This window comes from Thermostichus sp. MS-CIW-23, from assembly GCF_054059455.1.
In genome coordinates this window covers 1-21,091 of sequence record NZ_JBSSCC010000026.1, presented here as the reverse complement: position 1 = coordinate 21,091, position 21,091 = coordinate 1, and the positions used below count along the sequence as shown (strand labels likewise).

General features: G+C 57.8%; 14 protein-coding genes. 7 read left to right on the top strand and 7 right to left on the bottom strand.

Going from position 1 to position 21,091, the window contains the following annotated elements:
- Positions 1-22 precede the first annotated feature (22 nt).
- Positions 23-565 carry a photosystem II cytochrome c-550 gene (gene psbV, locus ACVW0B_RS09920; protein ID WP_011434097.1) on the bottom strand — a complete coding sequence of 181 codons (543 nt, stop codon included), beginning with the start codon at positions 563-565 and terminating at the stop codon, positions 23-25.
- A 321-nt stretch (positions 566-886) separates the two neighbouring features.
- On the opposite strand from psbV, the gene ACVW0B_RS09915 reads away from it, so the two are divergent.
- A complete protein-coding gene (locus ACVW0B_RS09915) occupies positions 887-1,774 on the top strand; it encodes a hypothetical protein (protein ID WP_414375365.1) in 888 nt (295 codons plus the stop codon).
- A gap of 30 nt (positions 1,775-1,804) precedes the next feature.
- Here the strand turns inward: ACVW0B_RS09915 and ACVW0B_RS09910 are convergent, their stop codons facing one another.
- Together ACVW0B_RS09910 and ACVW0B_RS09905 are read right to left on the bottom strand one after the other, a co-directional pair.
- Positions 1,805-3,112 carry a hypothetical protein gene (locus ACVW0B_RS09910; protein WP_457443342.1) on the bottom strand — a complete coding sequence of 436 codons (1,308 nt, stop codon included), beginning with the start codon at positions 3,110-3,112 and terminating at the stop codon, positions 1,805-1,807.
- Positions 3,113-3,162: 50 nt separating this feature from the next.
- Positions 3,163-5,034, bottom strand: coding sequence for a M61 family metallopeptidase (locus ACVW0B_RS09905; protein ID WP_457491596.1), 1,872 nt, complete (start codon positions 5,032-5,034; stop codon positions 3,163-3,165).
- Between the two features lie 305 nt (positions 5,035-5,339).
- Here ACVW0B_RS09905 and ntcA point away from each other — a divergent pair, with 305 nt between their 5' ends.
- Positions 5,340-6,014 (top strand): global nitrogen regulator NtcA, encoded by a 675-nt coding sequence (ntcA, locus tag ACVW0B_RS09900; protein ID WP_011434093.1) that lies wholly within the window; start codon positions 5,340-5,342, stop codon positions 6,012-6,014.
- 238 nt (positions 6,015-6,252) lie between these two features.
- Positions 6,253-7,536: a phosphopyruvate hydratase gene (gene eno, locus ACVW0B_RS09895; RefSeq protein WP_011434092.1), complete on the top strand. Its 1,284-nt coding sequence runs from the start codon at positions 6,253-6,255 to the stop codon at positions 7,534-7,536.
- Here the strand turns inward: eno and ACVW0B_RS09890 are convergent.
- Positions 7,533-9,620: a prolyl oligopeptidase family serine peptidase gene (locus ACVW0B_RS09890; RefSeq protein WP_457491584.1), complete on the bottom strand. Its 2,088-nt coding sequence runs from the start codon at positions 9,618-9,620 to the stop codon at positions 7,533-7,535. The two genes, eno and ACVW0B_RS09890, sit on opposite strands and share 4 nt — an antisense overlap.
- A 167-nt stretch (positions 9,621-9,787) precedes the next feature.
- Between ACVW0B_RS09890 and treZ the strand changes: the two genes are divergently transcribed.
- Positions 9,788-11,614, top strand: coding sequence for a malto-oligosyltrehalose trehalohydrolase (gene treZ / locus ACVW0B_RS09885; RefSeq protein ID WP_457491595.1), 1,827 nt, complete (start codon positions 9,788-9,790; stop codon positions 11,612-11,614).
- Between the two features lie 62 nt (positions 11,615-11,676).
- Here the strand turns inward: treZ and ACVW0B_RS09880 are convergent, their stop codons facing one another.
- From ACVW0B_RS09880 to ACVW0B_RS09870, 3 genes are all read right to left on the bottom strand, one after another.
- Positions 11,677-12,066 carry a hypothetical protein gene (locus ACVW0B_RS09880; RefSeq protein ID WP_457404955.1) on the bottom strand — a complete coding sequence of 130 codons (390 nt, stop codon included), beginning with the start codon at positions 12,064-12,066 and terminating at the stop codon, positions 11,677-11,679.
- A gap of 299 nt (positions 12,067-12,365) precedes the next feature.
- Positions 12,366-13,892: an NAD(P)/FAD-dependent oxidoreductase gene (locus tag ACVW0B_RS09875; RefSeq protein ID WP_457491583.1), complete on the bottom strand. Its 1,527-nt coding sequence runs from the start codon at positions 13,890-13,892 to the stop codon at positions 12,366-12,368.
- Positions 13,893-14,230: 338 nt separating this feature from the next.
- Positions 14,231-15,553 (bottom strand): four-carbon acid sugar kinase family protein, encoded by a 1,323-nt coding sequence (locus ACVW0B_RS09870; RefSeq protein WP_457491582.1) that lies wholly within the window; start codon positions 15,551-15,553, stop codon positions 14,231-14,233.
- Between the two features lie 208 nt (positions 15,554-15,761).
- Here ACVW0B_RS09870 and phoU point away from each other — a divergent pair, with 208 nt between their 5' ends.
- From phoU to ACVW0B_RS09855, 3 genes are all read left to right on the top strand, one after another.
- Positions 15,762-16,403 (top strand): phosphate signaling complex protein PhoU, encoded by a 642-nt coding sequence (gene phoU / locus ACVW0B_RS09865; RefSeq protein ID WP_414357802.1) that lies wholly within the window; start codon positions 15,762-15,764, stop codon positions 16,401-16,403.
- A 67-nt stretch (positions 16,404-16,470) separates the two neighbouring features.
- Positions 16,471-18,753 carry a ribonuclease R family protein gene (locus ACVW0B_RS09860; protein ID WP_457491581.1) on the top strand — a complete coding sequence of 761 codons (2,283 nt, stop codon included), beginning with the start codon at positions 16,471-16,473 and terminating at the stop codon, positions 18,751-18,753.
- 199 nt (positions 18,754-18,952) lie between these two features.
- On the top strand, positions 18,953-21,091 hold a 2,139-nt coding region (locus tag ACVW0B_RS09855; RefSeq protein ID WP_457385074.1), incomplete at its 3' end, for an AAA family ATPase.

Below are 21,091 nucleotides of genomic sequence, written 5' to 3'. Positions count from 1 at the left end.
AACTTCTGATCCAGATGCGGCATTAGAGATAGGCTGATAGGTCGCTGTGGCTTTCGTTCTTGGTACCACCCCAGCCGGGAACGGTCTTGGCCTGCACCAGAATGTAGCCCGCAATCAGCTTCAGATCCTCGTCGGTGAGGTTGCGCAGACGTGGATACTCACTGGTGAGCTGGGTGTTGGGGTGATACTCCAACAGAGACTCCACCCCGTCATAGGTGACTGGATTCTTGATGTAATCCACAATCGCCAGCACATTATCCCGTGGGGGAGTTGCCCCCTCCAGATCCGAAAGCTTCAAGCTCACATCCGGGTTGGGATAGGTCTGGCCGCCCACATGGCACTGGGCGCATGCGGTGTTGAATAGCTTCTTCCCTTTGGCCAACTGGGCTTCGGTAAAGGTAATAGACTCAGTTGGCGACAGAGCCACTGCAGGAATATCCCTAGCTGCAAACACTGGAGCCAGACCCCAGCCAAACCCAGCCATCAACGCAGCCAACAGCAGGACAAGCAACCGACGACGCGCTGGCGCAAACACCTTCTGAAAAGAAAAAGCTTTGCTAAACATGGTTCTCCGTAGATCAGCCTAGAAAGAGGAGAGGTGGGCTCCACTCCAGCCACAAACCCGACAACAGGATCAAGAATAGACCATTAAGAGATCATTTGCAGATGGGATCCGGGATAGTTTCCCAATGGTTCCATTTGCCTTTGGTGTTAAGTTTGATTACGGAGCTATGGCCTGTTGGGAGTCTGTTGGCCGAGAGCTGACTTGGCCACAGCCCAGTCGAGAGAACTGAGCAGGTAATGAGCAGGTAATATAGAGCTTGGCTTGCTTGCCTGGCAACCTCAGAGCAGGAGAATACGGCAGACTCCGTTCCAGGTTTTCCCCATGTCCTCTATCCGATTCCAGCCGTTGCGGGTGGCTTTCACCTGTGCGGATCCCAGTCAAGTGCAAATGCCCGTTGCCGATTTGCTGGCGGCCTTGCCGGCCTCACCGCTTCTGACCTACACAGACCCGGAAGCAGCGGACTTGCGGGTAGAGCTGTTGCCCGATGCCACTTATCACTTTTACCGGCGGGGGGAAGAGGTGGCTCTGGCGGCCTTCCGGATCCCGGTGAAGAAGCTACTGGCCCTGCCTCGCAAGCTGGTGCGGCTGTTGGAGCACGTGGCTGCTTTTGGTAATCTTTTGAACCTGCAACCTGCCAGCGATGCGCTGAGCAGCATCTTGGAAGTGGAATTTCTCCAACTGGAAACCCCGGCCAGCAGCTCTGCCCCTGCCGAAGTGAGCCCCCTGCCGCGGGATCCCCAAGGGAAAGTGCAAATCCAAGCAGGCCGCAACCTGGCCATTGCCTTGAGAAACAGAGCCCCCACTCCAGTGCATGTTTATGTCACCGTCTTTGACGAGCGGCGGTACAGCGTGGATTTGGTTTACCCCTATCAACCAGATCTGCCTGCCCGTTTACGCCCCAACGAGAGCCTGCTGATTGGCTCTGGCCCCCGCTACCTGCTGCAGATGCAGCTGCCAGAAGGAACAGACGTAGCGGTGGATCGCTTCAAAATCTGGGTCAGCAGCACCAGCATGCAGCCAGGCATTATGGTGATGCCCCCTCTGGGGCAACGGCTGGAACCTCCCTCAGAAGATCCCTACGGGGCCGGATCCCGTCTAGATCGAGAGGTAAGGCTGGCCGTTCTGGGCAAGGCAGGCAGCACTCCCATGCCAGCTTTTGCGGAGGATCCCTGGTGGTGTATGGAGCAAGCCGTCAAGATTGTGGCCTGAGCCGATGCTCTTGGGGACTTTTTCAGACTTTCAGAGATGGCTTTTCAGGATCCCATCAAAGGTAGACTCAACCTCATCGACGCCAATCACTGACAGGTGATAGAGGGAAGATAGACTACTTCTTGTATCTTGACTAACATCAGTTAAAACTATGAAAGCTTGGCTTCCCTGAAGACCGAGTTCATGAGCGATTCCGGAGTATTTTTGTATTTTATCTTGGTACCCACCTGTCCTCGATTCCACCCAGTAGAATTTATCATTGATATGGAAGAAAAGATCCATCTCAAAATCGGCTCTATTCGATAAAGTAACTTGGGCATTCGCGACGTAAGAGAAACTGATCTTTTCGGTGTGAGCCGCAACAAGGCGGATCAGCGTGCCCCTAACATATCTTTCCAGCCAGTTCCCTGCCAGAAAATTCAGCGCCTGAGGCGACCTACTGGGTCTCGCTACCAAAAGGCATCTGGGCGCCTTAGAGTATCTGTACTCTTCCAAAAATGCGATGTCGTGTAACTCCTTAGCAACTTGGCAAGTTGAACTGACTACTTGTGGAGGTTCGTCTCTAAGGTTTAGGAAGAAAGAACTGCCGCTCTTCATGTTTGATTTAACCATTCCATAAAATCTCTTGATAAAAGAGTATCGGCTGCCCATAAAGGCGGCTATTTGATCTAGCTTTTCCTCTTTTTCTTCCGCAGCTATGCTTTTTATCTTTATGTTTTTTGAGTTTAAGAACGACTCTATCTTTGATATATCAACAGTAGCTGTCCCATCCTTGTCTCTTAGTACTTCGTCTGGTGTCTCAGGATCTGGTGCTTTACCAATGACCTGAGTAACCTGCTCATTCTGGGAGTCCTGATTTGCAGTTGGGCATATCTCGGATCCATGAGAACTTTGAATAGTAACCCGTAGTTGCCGATAAATATCTTTGGCCTCTTCCACTAGATTTTCCAGAATGGCTAGCTGATTGTTCAGTTGCTGGCCATGTTCGGCCAACTTTACAGATATAGCTTGTAGAAAGTCTCTGCCCCAGTCCTGTAGCAAGCTTTGCTGGCTGTCAGCAAGGCGAAATTTAAACTCTTCAAGGGTAGCTTGGACGGCCTGTAACTTTTCCTGTAACTTTTGAGAAATCTTGTCTACCAATCCTTCGCTCAACTTGATGAGTGCTTTGTCCGGGTTGTTGAGTTCTTGGCTGCGTTGGCTTAGCTGCGAAGATATATCTCTGATAATCTCTCGTTTCCAGATTTCCAGTTTAGGACTGGCCCCATACTGGCGAGCAACGTAAATGCCTACCGAGAAACCAACAGCTGCCCCAATCAATAAAACCAAAACTAAGTCCATCAGATACTCCTGTCCTCTGCTGCTGTTACTTTTCTTTCCAGTTAACTGGATTACCTGCTTGCCTCAACATGATAGGAGGAGATAGGTGAATTTTCAAGCAGATGGGGACCTGCCTCTGACCGAAGCTGGGCGCCGACAAGGGATCCCAGCCAGCCTTGCTGAAGAGCTTCTTGAGCAGGAGTCAGTTCAGGCAACACCTCCAACGTGTAGACATCGGGCCGAGGGGGATCCAACGGGATCCAGAAATGTTTCAACTGATCGGCTTGAAAAACGCTCAAACAAATGATCTGGTGGGGCTGATAGGCCGTCAAGCGTTCTGTCAGGTTGGCGGCGCTCACCCTGAACCCATCCAGGGCCACCAGCTCATCGCCGGCCCAGATGCCCGCTTTTTGCGCCGGGGATCCCATCTCTACTGCGCTGATGCGATTGCCCTCGCCGTTGAAATTGAGGCCCAAGTAAGGGCTGGGGTTGGGGCGGCTGAATTGGGCTTTGAGGGTGAGGCCAAAGGGGTGTAGGTAAGTGTTGTAGTCTAGCTCTTCCGTGCCTTCCACATAGGCTGCGAAAAACCGGCCAAGATCGGCACCGGCTGCCCGCTCAAACGCCTCCCGCAAGTCTTGGTCGCTGTAGCCCTTCTCTGACCGACCAAAGCGCTGCCACAGATCCTGCAAAGCCGTATCCAGGGATCCCTGACCGCCGGAAAGGTGACGGATGTGCAGATCCAGCAGCCAACAGACCAAAGCCCCTTTTAAGTAATAAGAAACCTGGCTGTTGAGGGTGTTTTCGTGGGGGCGGTAGAGTTTGATCCAGGTATCGAAGCTGGACTCCCGCAGCGATTGCACGGCCCGGCCCGGAGTACGCTGCAAGCGACCAATCTGTTCGGAAAGAATCTTCAAGAAATCGCCGGCACTGAGGATCCCTGCCCTCAACAAGATGACATTTTCGTAATAGCTGGTCGCCCCCTCACAAAACCACAGACATTCCAGATAATTTTCCTGGTTGTAATCGATCTTTTCCAATGCCAGAGGACGCAGACGCTTGACATTCCAGGCATGAAACAACTCGTGGGCCAGCAAAGACAAAAAGCGCCGATAGGACTCCGGCTGATGCAGCTCCAGCCCAGAGTAAAGAAGGGTGGTGCTGTACTTGTGCTCAAGGCCACCAAATCCTCCCGGCGACAAATGCACGATAAACCAGTAACGGTCATAGGGTAGCCCACCAAAAAATGCGGCTGTGGTTTCGACAATCGCCTTAGCATCAGCGACAGCCCGCTCCACATCCAGAGTGCCCGCCCCCCAAACCACAAGGTAATGCGGGATCCCTTCCACCTCAAACGATTGCACTCGATGTGGACCCACCTCCACCGGGCTATCCACCAGCTCGTCATAGTCCTCTGCCACAAAAGACTGGCCGGAAGCGGGATCCTCAGAAGGAGAGGTCAAGGGCCGCAAACTGGTGGCGATGCGCCAATCGGGCTTGGGGGGGATCACCGTCAAAGTGTAAGGTTCCCGCTCGCGACCGGGCACGTAGAGGAAGAGCGCTGCTCCGTTGAAATAGGCGTGGGTCAAATCCAGATGGTTCGTGCGCACCGTCAGCTCATAGGCATAGACCCGATAGCACACCTTCACGGCAGAACAGCCCGGCGGATCGATTTGCCAGGTATTCTTATCCACCTTCCGCCAGGCCAAAGGGATCCCTTGCTCAGTTGCCGCCTGGAACTCCTGCACGTGACGGGCATACTCCCGCACCAAGTAGGATCCCGGCGTCCACACCGGCAGTCGCAGCCGCAAAGGCACCTCTGGATCCACCTCTTGGATCTGCAGTTCCACCTCCAGCAGGTGATTGGCCGGATCCGGCATCCGCACTGTGAAATGCTGGCGGCTCAGTTGAGAAGGTGCAGCAACGATAACCTCTGGGATCCCCATAGATAGATAGATAGAATGTTCCAACCCACTCCACTTTCTACCGCCAAGGGCCGACGCAACCCCCAGCGACAATGGCTCTTATCCTAACCCCTGCTTTCGGTTGGGGATCCCTTTCTGGGGCAAAAACGAGACTCAAAAATGTAGCACGTGCTACAAAGATGCCTGGGCAGAACCTTCTACTTTAGGGTAAATCTTGGTATCATCATCGATTCTGAAGTCAAGGGGTTGCAACCTAGCCTAATGCTTCTAGATTGATCTTAATAGGTTGATCTTAGGTACAAACTGACCTTAAAAGGTTGATGAGTATGGCGGTGGCCGTAGCGGAAAAATCTCTGATCACAGCCTTCAAGCAATTGGGAGGCCCTCACCATCCTCCGGTTATCGAAACGTTCGAGCGCGGGAAGACCATTTTTTTTCCAGGGGATCCGGCGGAGCGGGTTTACTTTTTGGTAAAGGGAGCCGTTAAGCTCTCGCGGGTCTACGAAATGGGAGAGGAAATCACCGTTGCCCTCCTGCGGGAAAACAGCATCTTCGGCGTGCTCTCCTTTATCACGGGACAGCGCTCCGACCGCTTTTATCACTCGGTGGCTTTTACACCTACCGAGTTACTCTCTCTACCGATCGAGCAGGTGGAAAAATCCTTGCAGGAGAACGCCGAACTGGCCATGTTGCTGGTTAAAAGCCTGTCGTCTCGTATCTTGCAAACGGAGATGATGATCGAGACACTGGCTCATCGCGACATGGGATCCCGTCTGGTCAGCTTTTTGTTGATTCTCTGTCGCGATTTCGGGGTGCCTGGCCCAGATGGGGTCACCATCGATCTCAAGCTGTCTCACCAGGCCATTGCCGAGGCCATTGGCTCAACCCGCGTCACCATCACCCGCCTGTTGGGAGAGCTGCGCAAGAAGAAGTACATCTCCATTCACAAGAAGAAGATCACCGTACACGACCCGATGCGGCTGAGCCATCGCTTTGCCTAGAAGGAAGAGGAGAACACCTCCTGAGTAGCACCCTGCCCAGGCAAACCCCGCTCGATGGTTGGTTGAAGCTCTGGCCGGCCTATGTTCAATCTACTGCTGCAGCCTTGAAGAATCTCTGTGCCCGAAGGACAGACTTAAAGTTTTCTGGAAGCTGACCGGATCGCGGGCAAGAATCCACTAGTCTATGGGGGGATCTGGCTTTGGCCAGAGCTGTCTAGCCAATTGCTGAGGTGTAACTGTGGAAACAGCCATCGAGTGGATTACCGCCCATGAGATCCTCGACTCGCGAGGGCGTCCCACCCTAGAAGCCCTGGTGGGTCTAGCCAATGGAGCAACGGGCTTGGCGCAGGTTCCCAGCGGCGCTTCGACCGGTACCTTTGAGGCCCATGAGCTGCGGGACGGGGATCCCAAACGCTACGGCGGTAAGGGTGTGCTGAGGGCGGTGGAAAACATCCTTGGCCCCATCCAGTCGGAGCTGCAGGGAGAAGATGCCCTCAACCAAGCCCGTATTGACCAGTTGCTGATCGACCTGGACGGCACCCCCAACAAGTCCCGCCTGGGGGCCAACGCTATTTTGGCAGTTTCTCTGGCGACAGCCAAAGCGGCTGCGGAAGCAGTGGGCTTGCCTCTTTACAAATACCTGGGGGGGCCCTTTGCCAACCTGCTGCCGGTGCCGCTGATGAACGTGCTCAACGGCGGCGCCCACGCCGACAACAACGTCGATATTCAAGAATTTATGCTTGTGCCCATTGGAGCGGCCAGCTTTCGCGAGGCGCTGCGCTACGGGGCTGAGGTGTTTGCGGTACTAAAACAAGTGCTGCAGCAGAAGGGGCTGTCCACCGGTGTGGGGGATGAAGGGGGGTTTGCTCCTGATCTCGACTCCAATGCGGCGGCTTTGGATCTGCTGATGACGGCTATTGAACAGGCAGGCTACAAACCGGGAGCAGATATCGCCTTGGCCTTGGATGTGGCCGCCAACGAGCTGCTGCAGGATGGGCAATATCACTTTGAGGGCAAAGCCCACAGCGCGGCTGATATGGTGGCTTACTACCAGCAACTGCTGGCCAACTATCCCATCCTTTCCATTGAAGATGGGCTAGCGGAAGAAGACTGGGCCGGTTGGCAAGCCATGACCGCTCAACTGGGATCCCGGGTACAGCTGGTGGGAGATGACCTGTTTGTAACCAACCTGACCCGCCTGCAAAAGGGTATCGACAGCGCCGCCGCCAACGCCATTTTGATCAAGCCCAACCAAATCGGCACCCTGACGGAGACCGTCTCGGCCATCCAATTGGCAGTTCAAGCCGGCTTTCGCACCATCATCAGCCACCGCTCTGGCGAGACGGAAGACACCACCATTGCCGACTTGGCGGTGGCCACCCGTGCCGGGCAGATCAAAACCGGATCCCTCTGCCGCAGCGAGCGCATTGCCAAGTACAACCAACTGCTGCGCATCGAAGACGAGCTGGGGGAAGCGGCAGTTTATGCCGGTCGGGTGGGCCTGGGTCCTAGAGCTCGCTAACTTCCCGTTCCGTCCCAGGGGATCCCTAGCACCTGCACCAAAAAGGCCCAGCGGTCGGCAGCTTCCTCAATCAGCTTGCTGGTGGGCTTGCCGGCCCCGTGCCCTGCCTTGGTGTCGATGCGGATGAGGATGGGCTGGGATCCCCCCTGGGCTGCCTGCAGGGCAGCGGCAAACTTGAAGCTGTGGGCGGGCACCACCCGGTCGTCGTGATCTGCGGTGGTGATCAGGGTGGCGGGATAGGCAGTGCCGGGCTTGAGGTTGTGCAGAGGGGAATAGGCGTAGAGGGCCTTGAATTCCTCCGGGTTCTCCGGGGATCCGTACTCGGAGATCCAGGCCCAGCCGATGGTGAACTTATGAAAGCGCAGCATGTCGAACACCCCCACTGCCGGCAGGGCCGCTGCAAACAGCTCCGGCCTCTGAACCAGGCAGGCCCCCACCAGCAGGCCGCCGTTGCTGCCGCCGGAGATGGCCAACTTGGCGGGGTTGGTGTAGCCATGGGCTATCAGCCACTCGGCAGCGGCAATAAAGTCGTCGAACACCTTTTGCTTGTTGAGCTTGGTGCCCGCCTGGTGCCACTCTTCTCCGTACTCGCCGCCGCCGCGCAAATTGGGCTGGGCGTAAACCCCTCCCATTTCCAGCCAGGCCACCAGACCCACTGAAAAGCTGGGGGTAAGAGAGATGCCAAAGCCGCCGTAGCCATACAGCAGAGTGGGGTGATCCCCTGTCCGAGCCAGGCCGCGGCGGTGGACAAGAAACATGGGGATGCGGGTGCCATCTTTGCTGGTGTAGAACACCTGCTGCACCTCGTAGGCCTGGGGATTGAAATCCACCTGGGGCTGACGGAACAGGGTGCTGGTGCCGCTGGTGAAATCGTAGCGGTAGATGGTGGGCGGGGTAGTGAAGCTGGTAAAGGTGTAGAAGGTCTCGGTGTCGTAGCGCTTGCCGCCAAAGCCGCTGGCAGATCCCAGCCCGGGCAGCGGGATTTCTCCTAGGTAGGTGCCGTCTAAAGCAAAGGTCTTGATCTGGGTGTGGGCGTCTTTGAGGTAGAAGGCCACAAACTGATTGTTGATCAAGCTAACCCCCTGCAGGGTCTCCTCCGCCTCAGGGATCACCTCCTGCACCCGGTCAGGCTGCTCCAAGTCGATGGCCACCAGTCGCCGCCGAGGAGCTTGGCAGTCCGTCAACAGCCAAAAGCGGGATCCGTCGTTGCCCACGAAGCTGTATTCGGCCTCAAACTCGCGGATGAGCTCTACTACAGGAGACTGGGGATCCCGCAAGTCTTTGTAGAAGATGAGGTTTTTGGGATCCGTGCCCCGCCAGACGGAGATGATGAGGTAATTCCCATCTTCAGTAACCCCGCCGGCAAAGCCCCACTCTTTTTGGTCGGGGCGGTGATAGACCAAAACATCTTCTGACTGGGGGGTGCCCAGGCGGTGGTAGTAGAGCTTCTGGAAGTAGTTGGCGCTTTCGTATTCGCTGCCCGGGGCTGGTTCGTCGTAGCGGCTGTAGAAAAATCCCTGCCCGTCCAGGGTCCAGCTTACTCCCGAGAACTTAATCCAGCGCAGGTGATCCGGCAAATCCTCGCCGGTCTCGATGTCCCGCACCTTCCACTCTTGCCAATCGGAGCCGGAGCAGGAGAGGCCATAGGCTAGATACCGTCCAGCGTGCTCCGCACCGCTGTCGCGAGCGCGGCTGATGGCAATGCCCGCTAGAGCCACCGTGCCGTCTTCCGAGAAGGTGTTGGGATCCAGCAAAACCCGCGCCTGGCCCTCTAGACTTTCTTGGGTGTAGAGAACGCTCTGGTTTTGCAGGCCGTCGTTTTTGAAGTAGAAGTAGCGGCCCCCTTCTTTGAAGGGCTGGCTGTATTTTTCATAGTTCCAGAGCTGGGTCAGGCGTTCTCGGATCCGCTGCCGGGCTGGGATCTGCTGCAAGTAGTTAAAGGTAAGGTGGTTTTGCGCCTCAATCCAGGCCCGCGTCTGCTCCGAATCCAGATCCTCCAGCCAGCGGTAGGGATCCGGTACCGCCTGCCCGTGGTAGATGTCCACAACAGTGGGATCGGGATAGCTGGGGGGATAGTTGAGCATAAGACCTAATCGCTGGAGACCCATTCCACTATGGCAGAGGGAGGAGCCGAGAACCCACTCTGAGGACTCTTGGGATCAAGCCCCGCTATAGTAGAAGCCGGGTTTTCCGGGTGAGTTTCGTGCCACACCTTTTCTCCACTCCCTTGCAACACGCAGAGATCGGGCGAATTGGGGCCTATCCCCTGGGCCAAGGTCGCTATCGTTTTTCCGTATGGGCGCCTCTGCTTGAACGGGTGGAGCTGAAGCTGCTCAGCCCTGTCCAACGTTGCTTTACTCTAGTGCGGGATGAGCAGGGCTATTGGCAGGGGGAGGTGGACGGGATCCCACCTGGGCCAGTGGACTACCTCTACCGCCTGCACACCTCAGCAGGGGTAGTGGAGCGGCCGGATCCCGCTTCCCGCTGCCAGCCCTACGGCGTCCACGGCCCTTCGCGGGTGGTGGATCCCCACTTCGACTGGCAGGATCAGGGGTGGAAGGGGATCCCCCTGTCTCAGTGGATCCTCTACGAGCTGCATGTGGGCACCTTTACCCCTGAGGGCACCTTTGCCGCCCTGATCCCTCGCCTGCCGGAATTGGTAGAGTTGGGGGTGAATGTGCTGGAGCTGATGCCGGTGGCCCAATGCCCGGGGGGACGCAACTGGGGCTACGACGGTGTTTATCCCTACGCGGTGCAGACCGCCTATGGGGGAGCTGAAGATCTGAAAGCCCTGGTGAACGCCTGCCACCAACTGGGCTTGGCCGTCATCTTGGACGTGGTCTACAACCACCTGGGGCCGGAGGGGAACTACCTGCGGGATTTTGGCCCCTACTTCACCGACAAGTACCACACCCCTTGGGGGGATGCCCTCAACTTCGACGACCGCTATTCTGACGGCGTGCGAGAGTTTTTCCTACAAAACGCCGAGTACTGGCTGGAGGAGTTTCATCTCGATGGGCTGCGGCTGGACGCGGTGCATGCCATCTACGACTTCAGCGCCTACCCCTTCTTGCAGGAATTGGCAGAGCAGGTGGATGCCCTAGAAGCTCGCACTGGCCGGCCCAGGGTTCTCATTGCCGAAAGCGACCTCAACGATGTCCGCCTCATCACCCCCCGAGAGCAAGGGGGCTACGGGCTAGATGCCCAGTGGTGCGATGACTTCCACCACTCACTTCACACCCTGCTTACCGGGGAAAAGACAGGCTACTACCAGGACTTTGGCGAATTGGAGCACCTGGCCAAGGCTTACCGGGAGAGCTACGTTTATTCTGGCCAGTACTCCTGCTACCGCGCCAGGCGTCACGGCAACTCCGCTGTTGGGCGACCGGGATCCCAATTTGTTGTCTGCATTCAAAACCACGACCAGGTGGGCAACCGCAGGCTGGGAGAGCGCCTTAGCCAGCTCACCTCTTTCGAGGGCCTCAAATTGGCTGCCGCTGCCCTGCTGCTAGCTCCCATGCTGCCGCTGCTATTTATGGGGGAAGAGTATGGGGAAGTGGCGCCATTTCTGTATTTTGTCAGCCACGGGGATCCCGACCTGGTGGAAGCGGTACGACAGGGACGCCGCCGCGAGTTCAGCGCCTTTGCCTGGCAGGGAGAGCCGCCGGATCCCCAAGCTGAAGAGACTTTCCTGCGCTCCAAGCTGAATTGGGACTTGAAAAAGGCCGGTCACCACCAGGTTCTCTGGAAGTGGTACCAGGCCCTGATCCGGCTGCGCAAAACCCAACCGGCTCTCCAGCACTTGGAGCGGGACGGGGTGGAAGTGGAGCTCTTTTCCAACTCTGGCCTAGCTCTGCACCGCCGCCAGGGATCCCAGGCTTTGCTTGCCCTTTTCAATTTCAGCCCCGATCAGCCAGTCACCTATACCCAATGGCCCAGCGGCACCTGGGAAAAACTTTTGGACAGCCATGAGACCCAGTGGTTGGGAAAGGGATCCCAACTGCCAGCAGAAAGCCAAGGGGATCCGGTTGAGGTACTGGGCTATGGGGTGGGCCTCTATGGTGCTTTGCACCGCTAACGCAGATGGCTGCGGCCAGAAGGGAAATCTCGACCGCTCCAGACCTGGCAAACGGAAACGGTCTAGCCGATCTTCGCGCCGCGGAAATAGAGGGAGTCAGGCAAGGGCCTGCGGGCGAGGCTGGGATTTCGGGAAGGTTTGCTCACCGGTTGGCCGCGATAGGTCAGCTTGGGCTTGGCAGGGTTGCCCGTAGGAGCAGCCTCTGGTTGGGACTGCACGGGTACGCCCGGCGACAGTTGAGCCCACACTTCCGCGTGATTCTCAAACTGCACCACAATGCTAAGAAATCCCCTTTCAATGTCGGCGCGACAGGCAGATATCGCGTCTTGGGCGCGTTTGTACACTTGCCGAAGGGCGTAGAAGTGATTCTGAAACTTGATCACCTCCACCAAACCCTGAGGAGTCGAAGCCCAGAAGCCACTGTCTGTATCGCTGTAGTCGAGAATAACCATGGCTAACTCCTACACTGACGAGTGGATGGATAAAGAATTCCCAACTCTTCCACTATGGATATCAAACGTCATGAAACGTAATGGTGAGCTTGATCACATTGACAATGTTTCGATATCTCTTGAGTGTCTTGATTGCAGCTATGTTGAATTACAGTAGTGCAACCGCTCCTTGGCTCTCAACTTTCCTCTTCCTAATGAGATAAAAACTGCGAGTTAGGGCCTCGGCGGTGCAGATTGTCAGGGGAACGTCTCAAGCTCGTTCAAAGCCCCTATTTTCAGATAGAATATCTACAGAATCACTATGGAAATAACTTGTAATCTTGACCGCAGCCGTAGCGCCAAGCCTCGCGGCGCCGCTTCCAGAAGTAGTCCTGGGGGTTGGTTTCCGGCTCCGGGCGATCTGTTAGCCTTTGCAGCAGCTCGTAGAGGCCAAGGGCGCCAAAGTGGCCCGCCCATGCCACCAGCTCCGGCAACCCCAACCGAGGCAAAAGTCTGGCTACCAAGCTGGGATCCCGACGCGTCACCCCCCACAGGGCCTGGGCCAAGCCGCCAAACTGCACCACATCCTGCAAAAAGGGCTGCACCACCTGGGGGCCAGCGGCAACCATGGCCGCAAACACCCTGCTCAACAGGCGGTTAATGCTATTGGGATCCCAACTTTTGTTCTGCAGAGGGGGAATCATGGCCTTCTGAAATAGCCAGGTCACGGCCAAGTTGGGCTGGTAGGGTTGCAGCAGGGCCAGGGCTGCCTGGTTCAACTGCCGTTGCGCCAGGGCCTCGTGGATCCCCTGCTGTAGGCGATCCAGGTGGCGCAACATGGCGCCAAAGCCGCCAAAGCTTAGAGGCGACTGGCTGCCACTGCTATCCCCCACCGCCAATAGGCGATCCCAGGGCAGTTGCAGCGGGCTGCGGCGGTAGGCGGGGAAAACGCCACATAGCTTGCGCACCCAGCGGATCTGGGCCAGCTCCACCCCCTGGTAGGCTGGCAGCAGCCGGCAGTAATCCCGCCAGAGCTGCTCTAGACTAGGCCGCCGGGGATCCCGGTCGCAGTAGGTAAAAAGATAGGTGGTGCGCCCATCGCGGGCGGGGAAGGCTTCCCAAAAGGGCTGGTAGCCATTCTGGGCCGGGGTAAAGCTGTAGAAGAGATCCCCGCTGGGTTGGTCTGGCAGCCCTTGGGCACAGGATCCCACCACCAGACAGACGCTATCTGGCGGCTGCCCTTGGCGAGCCTGGGCCGCGATGGGCGAGCGGTGCCCCATGGCATCCACCAGCAGTTGAGCACGGATCTGTCCCTTGGTGGTCTGGAGGCAGATCCCATCGGGGTGAACGGTGGCACTTTGAAAGGCAGTCTGCTCCCACACTTGGCCCCCCCAGGCCAGGAAATGCTGCTTGAGGAACTCCAGGAGGCTGACTGGATCCACCCCCACATTCAGCACCCCTTCCACCCACCAACTGGGGCCATCCCCAAAGCCAATCCGCCCCCTCGGGTAGTGGGTAACCTGGACTGCCTCCCACTCGGGCGGGGTAAGCAGCTCCAGCTCTAACAACACCTGCAGCTCCTGGTGTGAGGTGTTCCACTCCTGCTCCCGCCCCCGTAGGATCCCGCGCTCCAGCAGGATCACCCGCCAGCCCCGCTTGGCCAAAGCCGCTGCCAAGAAGATCCCCAGGGTGCCACCGGCAATGACAACATCCACCTCCCAGCTGCCCAAGCTCTGGGAAGCCTGCTGCACGACTGTCGGCGGTAACTCCCTCCGCCTCTGCCGCAGGGATCCCCACCAGGCATCCGAGGCGGGCAAGGCTTCCGGCGGGGGGACAACTTCAGCCATCGGCAGGAGCATGACTCTAGTCAATAATAAGCTCAACTATACTGAAAATAATGTATAATATGTTCAGTACGGATTACTACCAGTTGATCTTTCTGTTTACTTTCGAGTCTGCCAACATGGTAGCCAAAGCAAAGCAGAAAATTGGTAGTAAGACGACACGGAAACTGCGCTTTGGGTATTCTACTCAAAGCTTTGCGGGATACCGCCATTCTGTTTGGACTCCGTCCCGCTAACGCGAATGGAAACAAACAGAATGCTATCGCTGCATAGTTGAACAGTGATGTTCAGCAGTGTTCAGCGTAAATGTATCAGGAACCCACAAGACCATCCTCTTCACCCTAAATCAAGCCCCGACTTTTGAGGCGACGGTGGAGCAAAAGCAGCGTATCCGCCTCGCCGACATTGCCCGGAAACAACACCACCGGCAGGTTGGGAAAGCGGGGATGATCGGACGGGGTGATCACCATCGAGATCCCTGGGTAAATTTGCCCCAGCAGACGCACCGCCGGCAAGTTGAGGCCAACGCTGAGGGTGTCGTTGGAGGTGATGCCGCCCTTGCTGATGAGATAGCCGATCCCTTCTGGCAGCCCCTGCACCACACCCATCAACAACCGGGAAACCTTCTGCCCAAAAGCTAGGCGCATTTCCACGGAGCCCTTTTCAAAAGTCAGTTCCTCTCGGCTGGTGTAGACCACCGGCGTCAGACCCTTCTCGTAGGCGCTGTGAACTTGGGCCAGGATCCCTGGCAGCAGCTCCGCGTCGGGATCCAATAGTCGCCTCACCTCCACCTCGATGCCTTGGGTTTCGGGCTCCTGCAGAAGGCGGGCCAACTGCTGGCTGGACTTTTGCACATGGGATCCCACGATCACCACCCCCGGTTGAGAGGAGCGAACAAACTGCCCCATCTGTTCCGGGGGAACGGGTTGTGGCGGCAACTGGGCCAGAGCCGTCAGGAGGCTGGCGGCACTGCGAAACAAAAAGCGTTTGCCTTGAGAGGCTGCCGCCAAAACATCTTGGGCAAACCGATCCAGATCCGCTTGAGTTTCTCCATCCACTACACAGCAGATATTCCCCTGCAAGGCCAGCAGCCGCGGCAAACAGCCAGAGCGAATCTGCTCCAGGGTAAATCGCTCCACTTGGTCAGCCCGGATCCGCCCCTGTGTTTTCTCCTGTACATAAGCGGGCAAATAGCTGTGGTGGTAGCCAAACACCGCATCCCGAGCAAACTCCGTCTCATGCACCGGCACCCAGCGCTCCCCCACCCGTAGGTAGTGGACACTGTTGCGGGTGATGCGCCCTCCCTCAAAAAAGGCCGGCACCAGAAAATGGGCATCAAAAGGCCCCAGCTCTGCTGCCATCACATCCGTTTCCAGGGGGTAATGCCCCCGCAGCGTCGAGTCGGAGCGGCTGACGAAAAGGGCCCGCTCCCACCCCAGCTCCCCCATGGCCTGCTTGAGGGCCCGGCAGACCGACCGCGTCACCTCTTCGGCCTTGGCCGGCGGCAGGGATCGGGTGTTGGTGAGGATAAAGCGAATTGGCGAGCTATCCTGCAACCCCAGCTTCAAAGTCTGCGGATCCCAGCGGGTGAGGAGCAAGCAACTGTGAACGGTTTGGGATCCGGTGGGATCATCGTCCAACACAACGATAGGGGGGAGAGCCATGAGACCGTCTCAATGACAAAGCAACCCGAGAACTCCAGACAGACGAATCCCCCTCAAAGGGCAACCGCTATTTTCATCTTCCCCCAAGTTGGCCATCTTCCCTGCCCCTATTCCAGGCGAAGTTTGCCATGATTGAGATCAACTGGCTCTGTTGAATCCAAAACGACTGCAGACATTTCCCCCCTGCCCACATTCATGGGAGAAAGCCATGGGGCAAGCCGAGCTGCAACTTCACATCAAACGGGTACAGCAGGACGTGCTGCGCATGGGGGCGCTGGTGGAAAAGTCGGTGGTCTTGGCCCAGCAGGCCCTGTTTGAACAGAACTTGGCCGCCGCCGAACAGGTGATCGCCCAAGACAAGCAAATTGACCGTTTTTATCGTCAAATCGAGAAAGACTGTATTAATTTGATTGCCTTGCGCTCCCCGGTGGCGCGGGATCTGCGCTGGATCAGTACCCTGATGCAACTGGTACGCGATCTGGAGCGGATTGGCGACTACGCCAAAGATTTGGCCGAAGTGGCCCTGCGCTTGGTCATGTACCCGCCGCCCCCGGAGCTGGGTCGTATTCAGGTGATGATGCAGCGTTGCCAGAAAATGCTCAGCCACAGCCTGGTGGCCCTGACAGAATTGGACGCCGACCTGGGCCGACAATTGAAGCGGGAAGACGACGCCGTTGATGAAGATTACACTAACCTTTACAATACGTTGGCGCAGCAGTCTGACATTCGCGGATCGGTCGAGCCTATTCTATTGATGTTGCTGGCGATCCGTTACCTGGAGCGTCTGGCCGACCACAGCACCAACATCGGTCAGCGGGTAGCTTTTATCGTCACCGGCCAGCGTGACTAACGCCAATGGGTTGGGTCTTGCGATGTCTTAACCCCTCTTCTTCTCTCCTCTTTTGCCAATACCCAAAATGGACTTCTCTCGAATTTTTCAGCATTTTCTCTCTCAGCCTCCCGAGCAATTGACCGACAAAGATACTCTTCTTGCCCTCTTGCAGTCCGCCGATCCAGAAGCGCCGGAAATGCTGGAGATTGCCCTCGATGGCCTGGTGCGGGCTGGGTTTCTGGAACGATCCGGGGATCCCCCTCGCTATCGGCGCAAGCCGGACGAATCTTTGGTGGTGGGGCGTTTGCGCTGTTCCAGCAAAGGCTTTTGCTTCGCCATTCGGGACGAGCCGGGGGTAGAGGATGTGTACATCCACGGCAGCAACCTCAGCGGCGCCTGGAATGGGGATCAGGTGTTGGCGCGGGTCACCAAAGATGGCAACCGTCGCCGCAGCCCTGAGGGAGAGGTGGTGGCCGTTGTGGAGCGGGCCAATTCTGCCCTGGTGGGTCGCCTCAAACAGACGGAACAGGGTTTTCGGGTGGTGCCCTTGGATGACCGGCTGCTGTTCGAGCTGGCCCTGACGGAGGGATCCCCTGTCGAGCTGGCAGAGGGGCGGGTGGCCTATGTGGAGGTGAATCGCTACCCGCTGGGGGATCTGCCCCCAACCGGAACCATTCGCAAAATTTTGGGCGACGGCCCAGAGGCCTCCATCGATGCAGATTTGGTCTGTTGCAAGTACGACCTACCGCAGGAGTTTCCCGCTCCAGTGTTGGAGGCAGCAGCAGCTCTGCCCAAAAAGCTCAGCCGCTCTGACCAAAAGGGCCGCCGCGATCTGCGCGATTGGTTTTGCATCACTTTGGAGCCTTTGGATCTGCAGCATCCCCACGGCTTGGAACCCAACGTGGCTGTTTCCTTGCAGCGGCAAGAGAATGACCACTGGCTGCTGGGGATCCACATTGCTGACGTGGCCCATTGGCTGGATCCCGACCACCCCTTGGAGCAAGAGGCTCAGCAGCGGACGGCCACCGTCTACCTCGATACGATGGTGCTGCCTCTCTTTCCGCCGGAGGTGCACAACCGCCTGGCTCTGTTGCCACAGCAGGAGCGCTTGGCCTATTCGCTGCTAGTGACCCTCGACCCAGAAGGGGTGGTACAAAACTTCGAGATTTACCCCAGCCTGGTGCAATCGCGGGCTCACCTGTCCTATGGTCAGGTGCAGGCTCTTTTGGCCACCACCGCCGACTTGGGCCCCGACGAAGAAGTGCCGGAGTTGATGGCCCTGCTGCAAAACCTGCTGCGCCTTAGCCAGATCCTGCGGGCCAAACGTCACCAGGCGGGGGGATTTGACCTGCCCCTGTTGGATTTGCTCACTCCCCACTCTGCCGATGAAAGCGGCTACGGCCCCCTCTTGATCAGCGATCGCCTCGGCGCCCATGCCCTGATGACGGAAATTCTCCTGCTGGCCAACCAAATCCTGGGCCACCATTTGCGCCAGTTGGGGATCCCTTCTTTGGCCCGCGTGCAGCCTGCCCCTGCCGCCGAGGCCCTGCAGAGCTTTTTGCGCCTGGCCAATGCCATGAAGCTGGATCTGAATTTGCAAGATCCCGCTGTCGTAACTCTGGCGGACTGGCAGCGGATTTGTGCCCGCATCACCGCTCCCGATGTGTTGGCCTCTGGCGCGAGCCCGGCCTTGGTGGCGCAGATGCTAGCCACCTTGCCCCCGGTCGAGTATCGTCTCCAGCCTCTGGAAGAGCAACTCGGCCATTTTGGGTTGGGCCTCAAAGAACCCTACGCCACCTTTACGGCCCCCTTGCGCCGCTATGCCGACTTGCTCAATTTGCGTGCCCTGCACCTGGCCCTGAGCAAAGGACGCGAGCGCCGCAGCTCTCGCTCCAAAACCGTGGTGGATCTGCACGGCCCCAGCGGCTACGGCCAAATCGACTGGCAGGTGTTGCCGCCCAAGGTGCAGGAGGAATGGCAGGCGTTTCTCCAGGCGCAACTGCCCAAAATTCAGGAGGGGTACCGGATCCGGCAGCAGGCGGAGCGGGAGCTGATGGGCCTGAAGCGCTCTGAGTTCATGCAAAAGCACCTGGGAGAGGTGTTCCCCGGCCTGATCATCGGCGTCCAGAACTACGGCTTTTTTGTCCAGGTGGATCCCATCTTGGCGGAAGGCTTGGTGCGGGTCAGCACCCTGAAAAACGATTGGTACGAGTACCGCAGCCGTCAGCAGGCGCTGGTGGGACGCAAGAGCCGACGCCAGTTCCGCCTGGGGGATCGGGTGGAGGTGCAGATTAAGAACGTGGATTACTACCGCCAACAAATTGACCTGGCGGTAATCGGGGAAGGCCGTCCCTACGAAGAAGAATAAGGCGGGGATCCCTCCATGGATCGCAGCTGGAGAGGACGGTTGTTGCGAACTCTGGCTCTGGCAAAATAGGCGATACCTAGATCAGGAAGATCCTACCGGAGCTTCCGGCACCCAGCTCTACTGCCCCGAAAGAGTCCAGGGTGCTCCCTGTGTCTGTATTGCCTTCCTATACTGAGTAGCAAAGCTCTGCCGAACTCCTATGCAGCCCACCAATCCCAATCAATTTACCGAAAAAGCTTGGAGCGCCATTGTCCAATCCCAAGATGTGGCCCGGCGGCACCAGCAGCAACAGTTGGAAACCGAGCATTTGCTGATCTCCCTTCTGGATCAAGAGGGGGGGCTCACCCAAACCCTCCTGCAACGGGCAGGTATCGATCCGAGGCTGGTGCGGGATAAAGTGGAAAGCTTCATCAACCAGCAGCCCAAGTTGGCGCGGGTGGATCAGCTCTACTTGGGTCGCGGCCTGGAAACCACCCTGGATCGGGCCGAGGAGTTTCGCAAAGAGTACGGCGATGATTTCATCTCGGTGGAGCACTTGTTTTTGGGATCCCTGCAAGATGAGCGGGTGGGCAAGCGGGTCTTGGCACCCCTGGGCCTGACGGTAGAGCGCCTCAAACCGGTCATCAAAGAGGTGCGAGGCAAACAGCGGGTCACCGACAAAAACCCCGAATCCCGCTACGAAGCCCTGGAGCGCTATGGCCGCGATCTCACCCAGGCGGCCCGCGAAGGGAAGCTGGACCCGGTGATCGGGCGAGATGACGAGATCCGCCGCGTCATTCAGGTGCTCTCCCGCCGCACCAAAAACAACCCCGTCCTCATCGGCGAACCCGGCGTGGGGAAAACAGCCATTGTGGAGGGCCTAGCCCAGCGCATCAACCGGGGAGATGTGCCGGAGTCTCTGAAAAACCGGCGAGTCATTGCTCTGGACATGGGCGCTCTCATTGCCGGGGCCAAGTACCGCGGGGAATTTGAAGACCGCCTCAAAGCTGTGCTCAAAGAGGTCACTGAATCCGAAGGCCAGATCATCCTCTTCATCGACGAGTTGCACACCGTTGTCGGCGCCGGGGCCGGCGAAGGGGCCATGGATGCCGGCAACTTGCTCAAACCCATGCTGGCGCGGGGCGAGTTGCGCTGTATCGGCGCCACCACCCTGGATGAATACCGCAAGCACATCGAAAAAGATGCGGCCCTAGAACGCCGCTTTCAGCCGGTGTACGTGGATCAGCCTTCGGTGGAAGATACCATCTCCATCCTGCGCGGCCTCAAAGAGCGCTACGAGCTGCACCATGGGGTCAAAATCAGCGACTCCGCCTTGGTGGCGGCAGCGGTGCTCTCCAACCGCTACATCTCCGAGCGCTTCCTGCCCGACAAAGCCATCGACCTGGTGGACGAGGCGGCGGCCAAGCTGAAAATGGAGATCACCTCCAAGCCCGTCGAGCTGGACGAGATCGACCGGCGCATCATGCAACTGCAGATGGAGGAGCTCTCCCTGAAAAAAGAAGATGATGCTGCCTCTAGAGATCGCCTCAGCAAAATTGAGCAGGAGCTGGCCAACCTGACGGAGCGACAACGGGAGTTGAATGCTCGCTGGCAATTTGAAAAAGAGGCTATTGAACGCCTGCAAAGCCTTAAAGCCGAGCGGGACGCCGTCAAGCTTCAAATCGAACAGGCTGAACAAAAATATGACCTCAACCGCGCTGCCGAGCTCAAGTACGGCAAGCTGATGGAATTGGAGCGGCAAATCCAAGAGCAGGAGGCTCACCTGGCCAAGCTGCAGACCAACGGCGAGCCGCTGCTGCGGGAGCAAGTGACTCCTGAAGATATCGCTGAAATCGTCTCCCGCTGGACCGGGATCCCAGTCACCAGCCTGATGGAGTCGGAAAAGCAGAAGCTGCTGCGCCTGGAAGCCCATTTGCACCAGCGGGTGGTGGGCCAAGACGAGGCGGTAGCCGCCGTAGCGGCAGCCATTCGGCGCGCCCGGGCCGGCATGAAGGATCCCAATCGCCCCATCGGCTCTTTCCTGTTCATGGGGCCCACTGGCGTGGGGAAAACCGAGCTGGCCCGTGCTTTGGCGGAGTTCCTCTTCGACACTTCCGAGGCGATGGTGCGCATCGACATGTCCGAGTACATGGAGAAGCACTCGGTCTCTCGTCTAATCGGAGCTCCTCCAGGCTACGTGGGCTACGAAGAAGGCGGGCAGCTCTCCGAGGCGGTGCGGCGACGCCCCTACTCGGTGGTGCTGTTTGACGAGGTGGAAAAAGCCCACCCGGATGTCTTCAACATCCTGCTGCAGGTGCTGGACGATGGCCGCATCACCGACTCCCAAGGGCGGACAGTG

Coding starts and splice junctions, on each gene's coding strand:
- ACVW0B_RS09910 (WP_457443342.1), bottom strand. CDS start 3,112: ATGGACTTAGTTTTGGTTTTATTGATTGGGGCAGCTGTTGGTTTCTCG.
- psbV (WP_011434097.1), bottom strand. CDS start 565: ATGTTTAGCAAAGCTTTTTCTTTTCAGAAGGTGTTTGCGCCAGCGCGT.
- ACVW0B_RS09915 (WP_414375365.1), top strand. CDS start 887: ATGTCCTCTATCCGATTCCAGCCGTTGCGGGTGGCTTTCACCTGTGCG.
- ntcA (WP_011434093.1), top strand. CDS start 5,340: ATGGCGGTGGCCGTAGCGGAAAAATCTCTGATCACAGCCTTCAAGCAA.
- ACVW0B_RS09905 (WP_457491596.1), bottom strand. CDS start 5,034: ATGGGGATCCCAGAGGTTATCGTTGCTGCACCTTCTCAACTGAGCCGC.
- ACVW0B_RS09890 (WP_457491584.1), bottom strand. CDS start 9,620: ATGCTCAACTATCCCCCCAGCTATCCCGATCCCACTGTTGTGGACATC.
- ACVW0B_RS09860 (WP_457491581.1), top strand. CDS start 16,471: ATGGACTTCTCTCGAATTTTTCAGCATTTTCTCTCTCAGCCTCCCGAG.
- phoU (WP_414357802.1), top strand. CDS start 15,762: ATGGGGCAAGCCGAGCTGCAACTTCACATCAAACGGGTACAGCAGGAC.
- ACVW0B_RS09870 (WP_457491582.1), bottom strand. CDS start 15,553: ATGGCTCTCCCCCCTATCGTTGTGTTGGACGATGATCCCACCGGATCC.
- ACVW0B_RS09875 (WP_457491583.1), bottom strand. CDS start 13,892: ATGGCTGAAGTTGTCCCCCCGCCGGAAGCCTTGCCCGCCTCGGATGCC.
- ACVW0B_RS09880 (WP_457404955.1), bottom strand. CDS start 12,066: ATGGTTATTCTCGACTACAGCGATACAGACAGTGGCTTCTGGGCTTCG.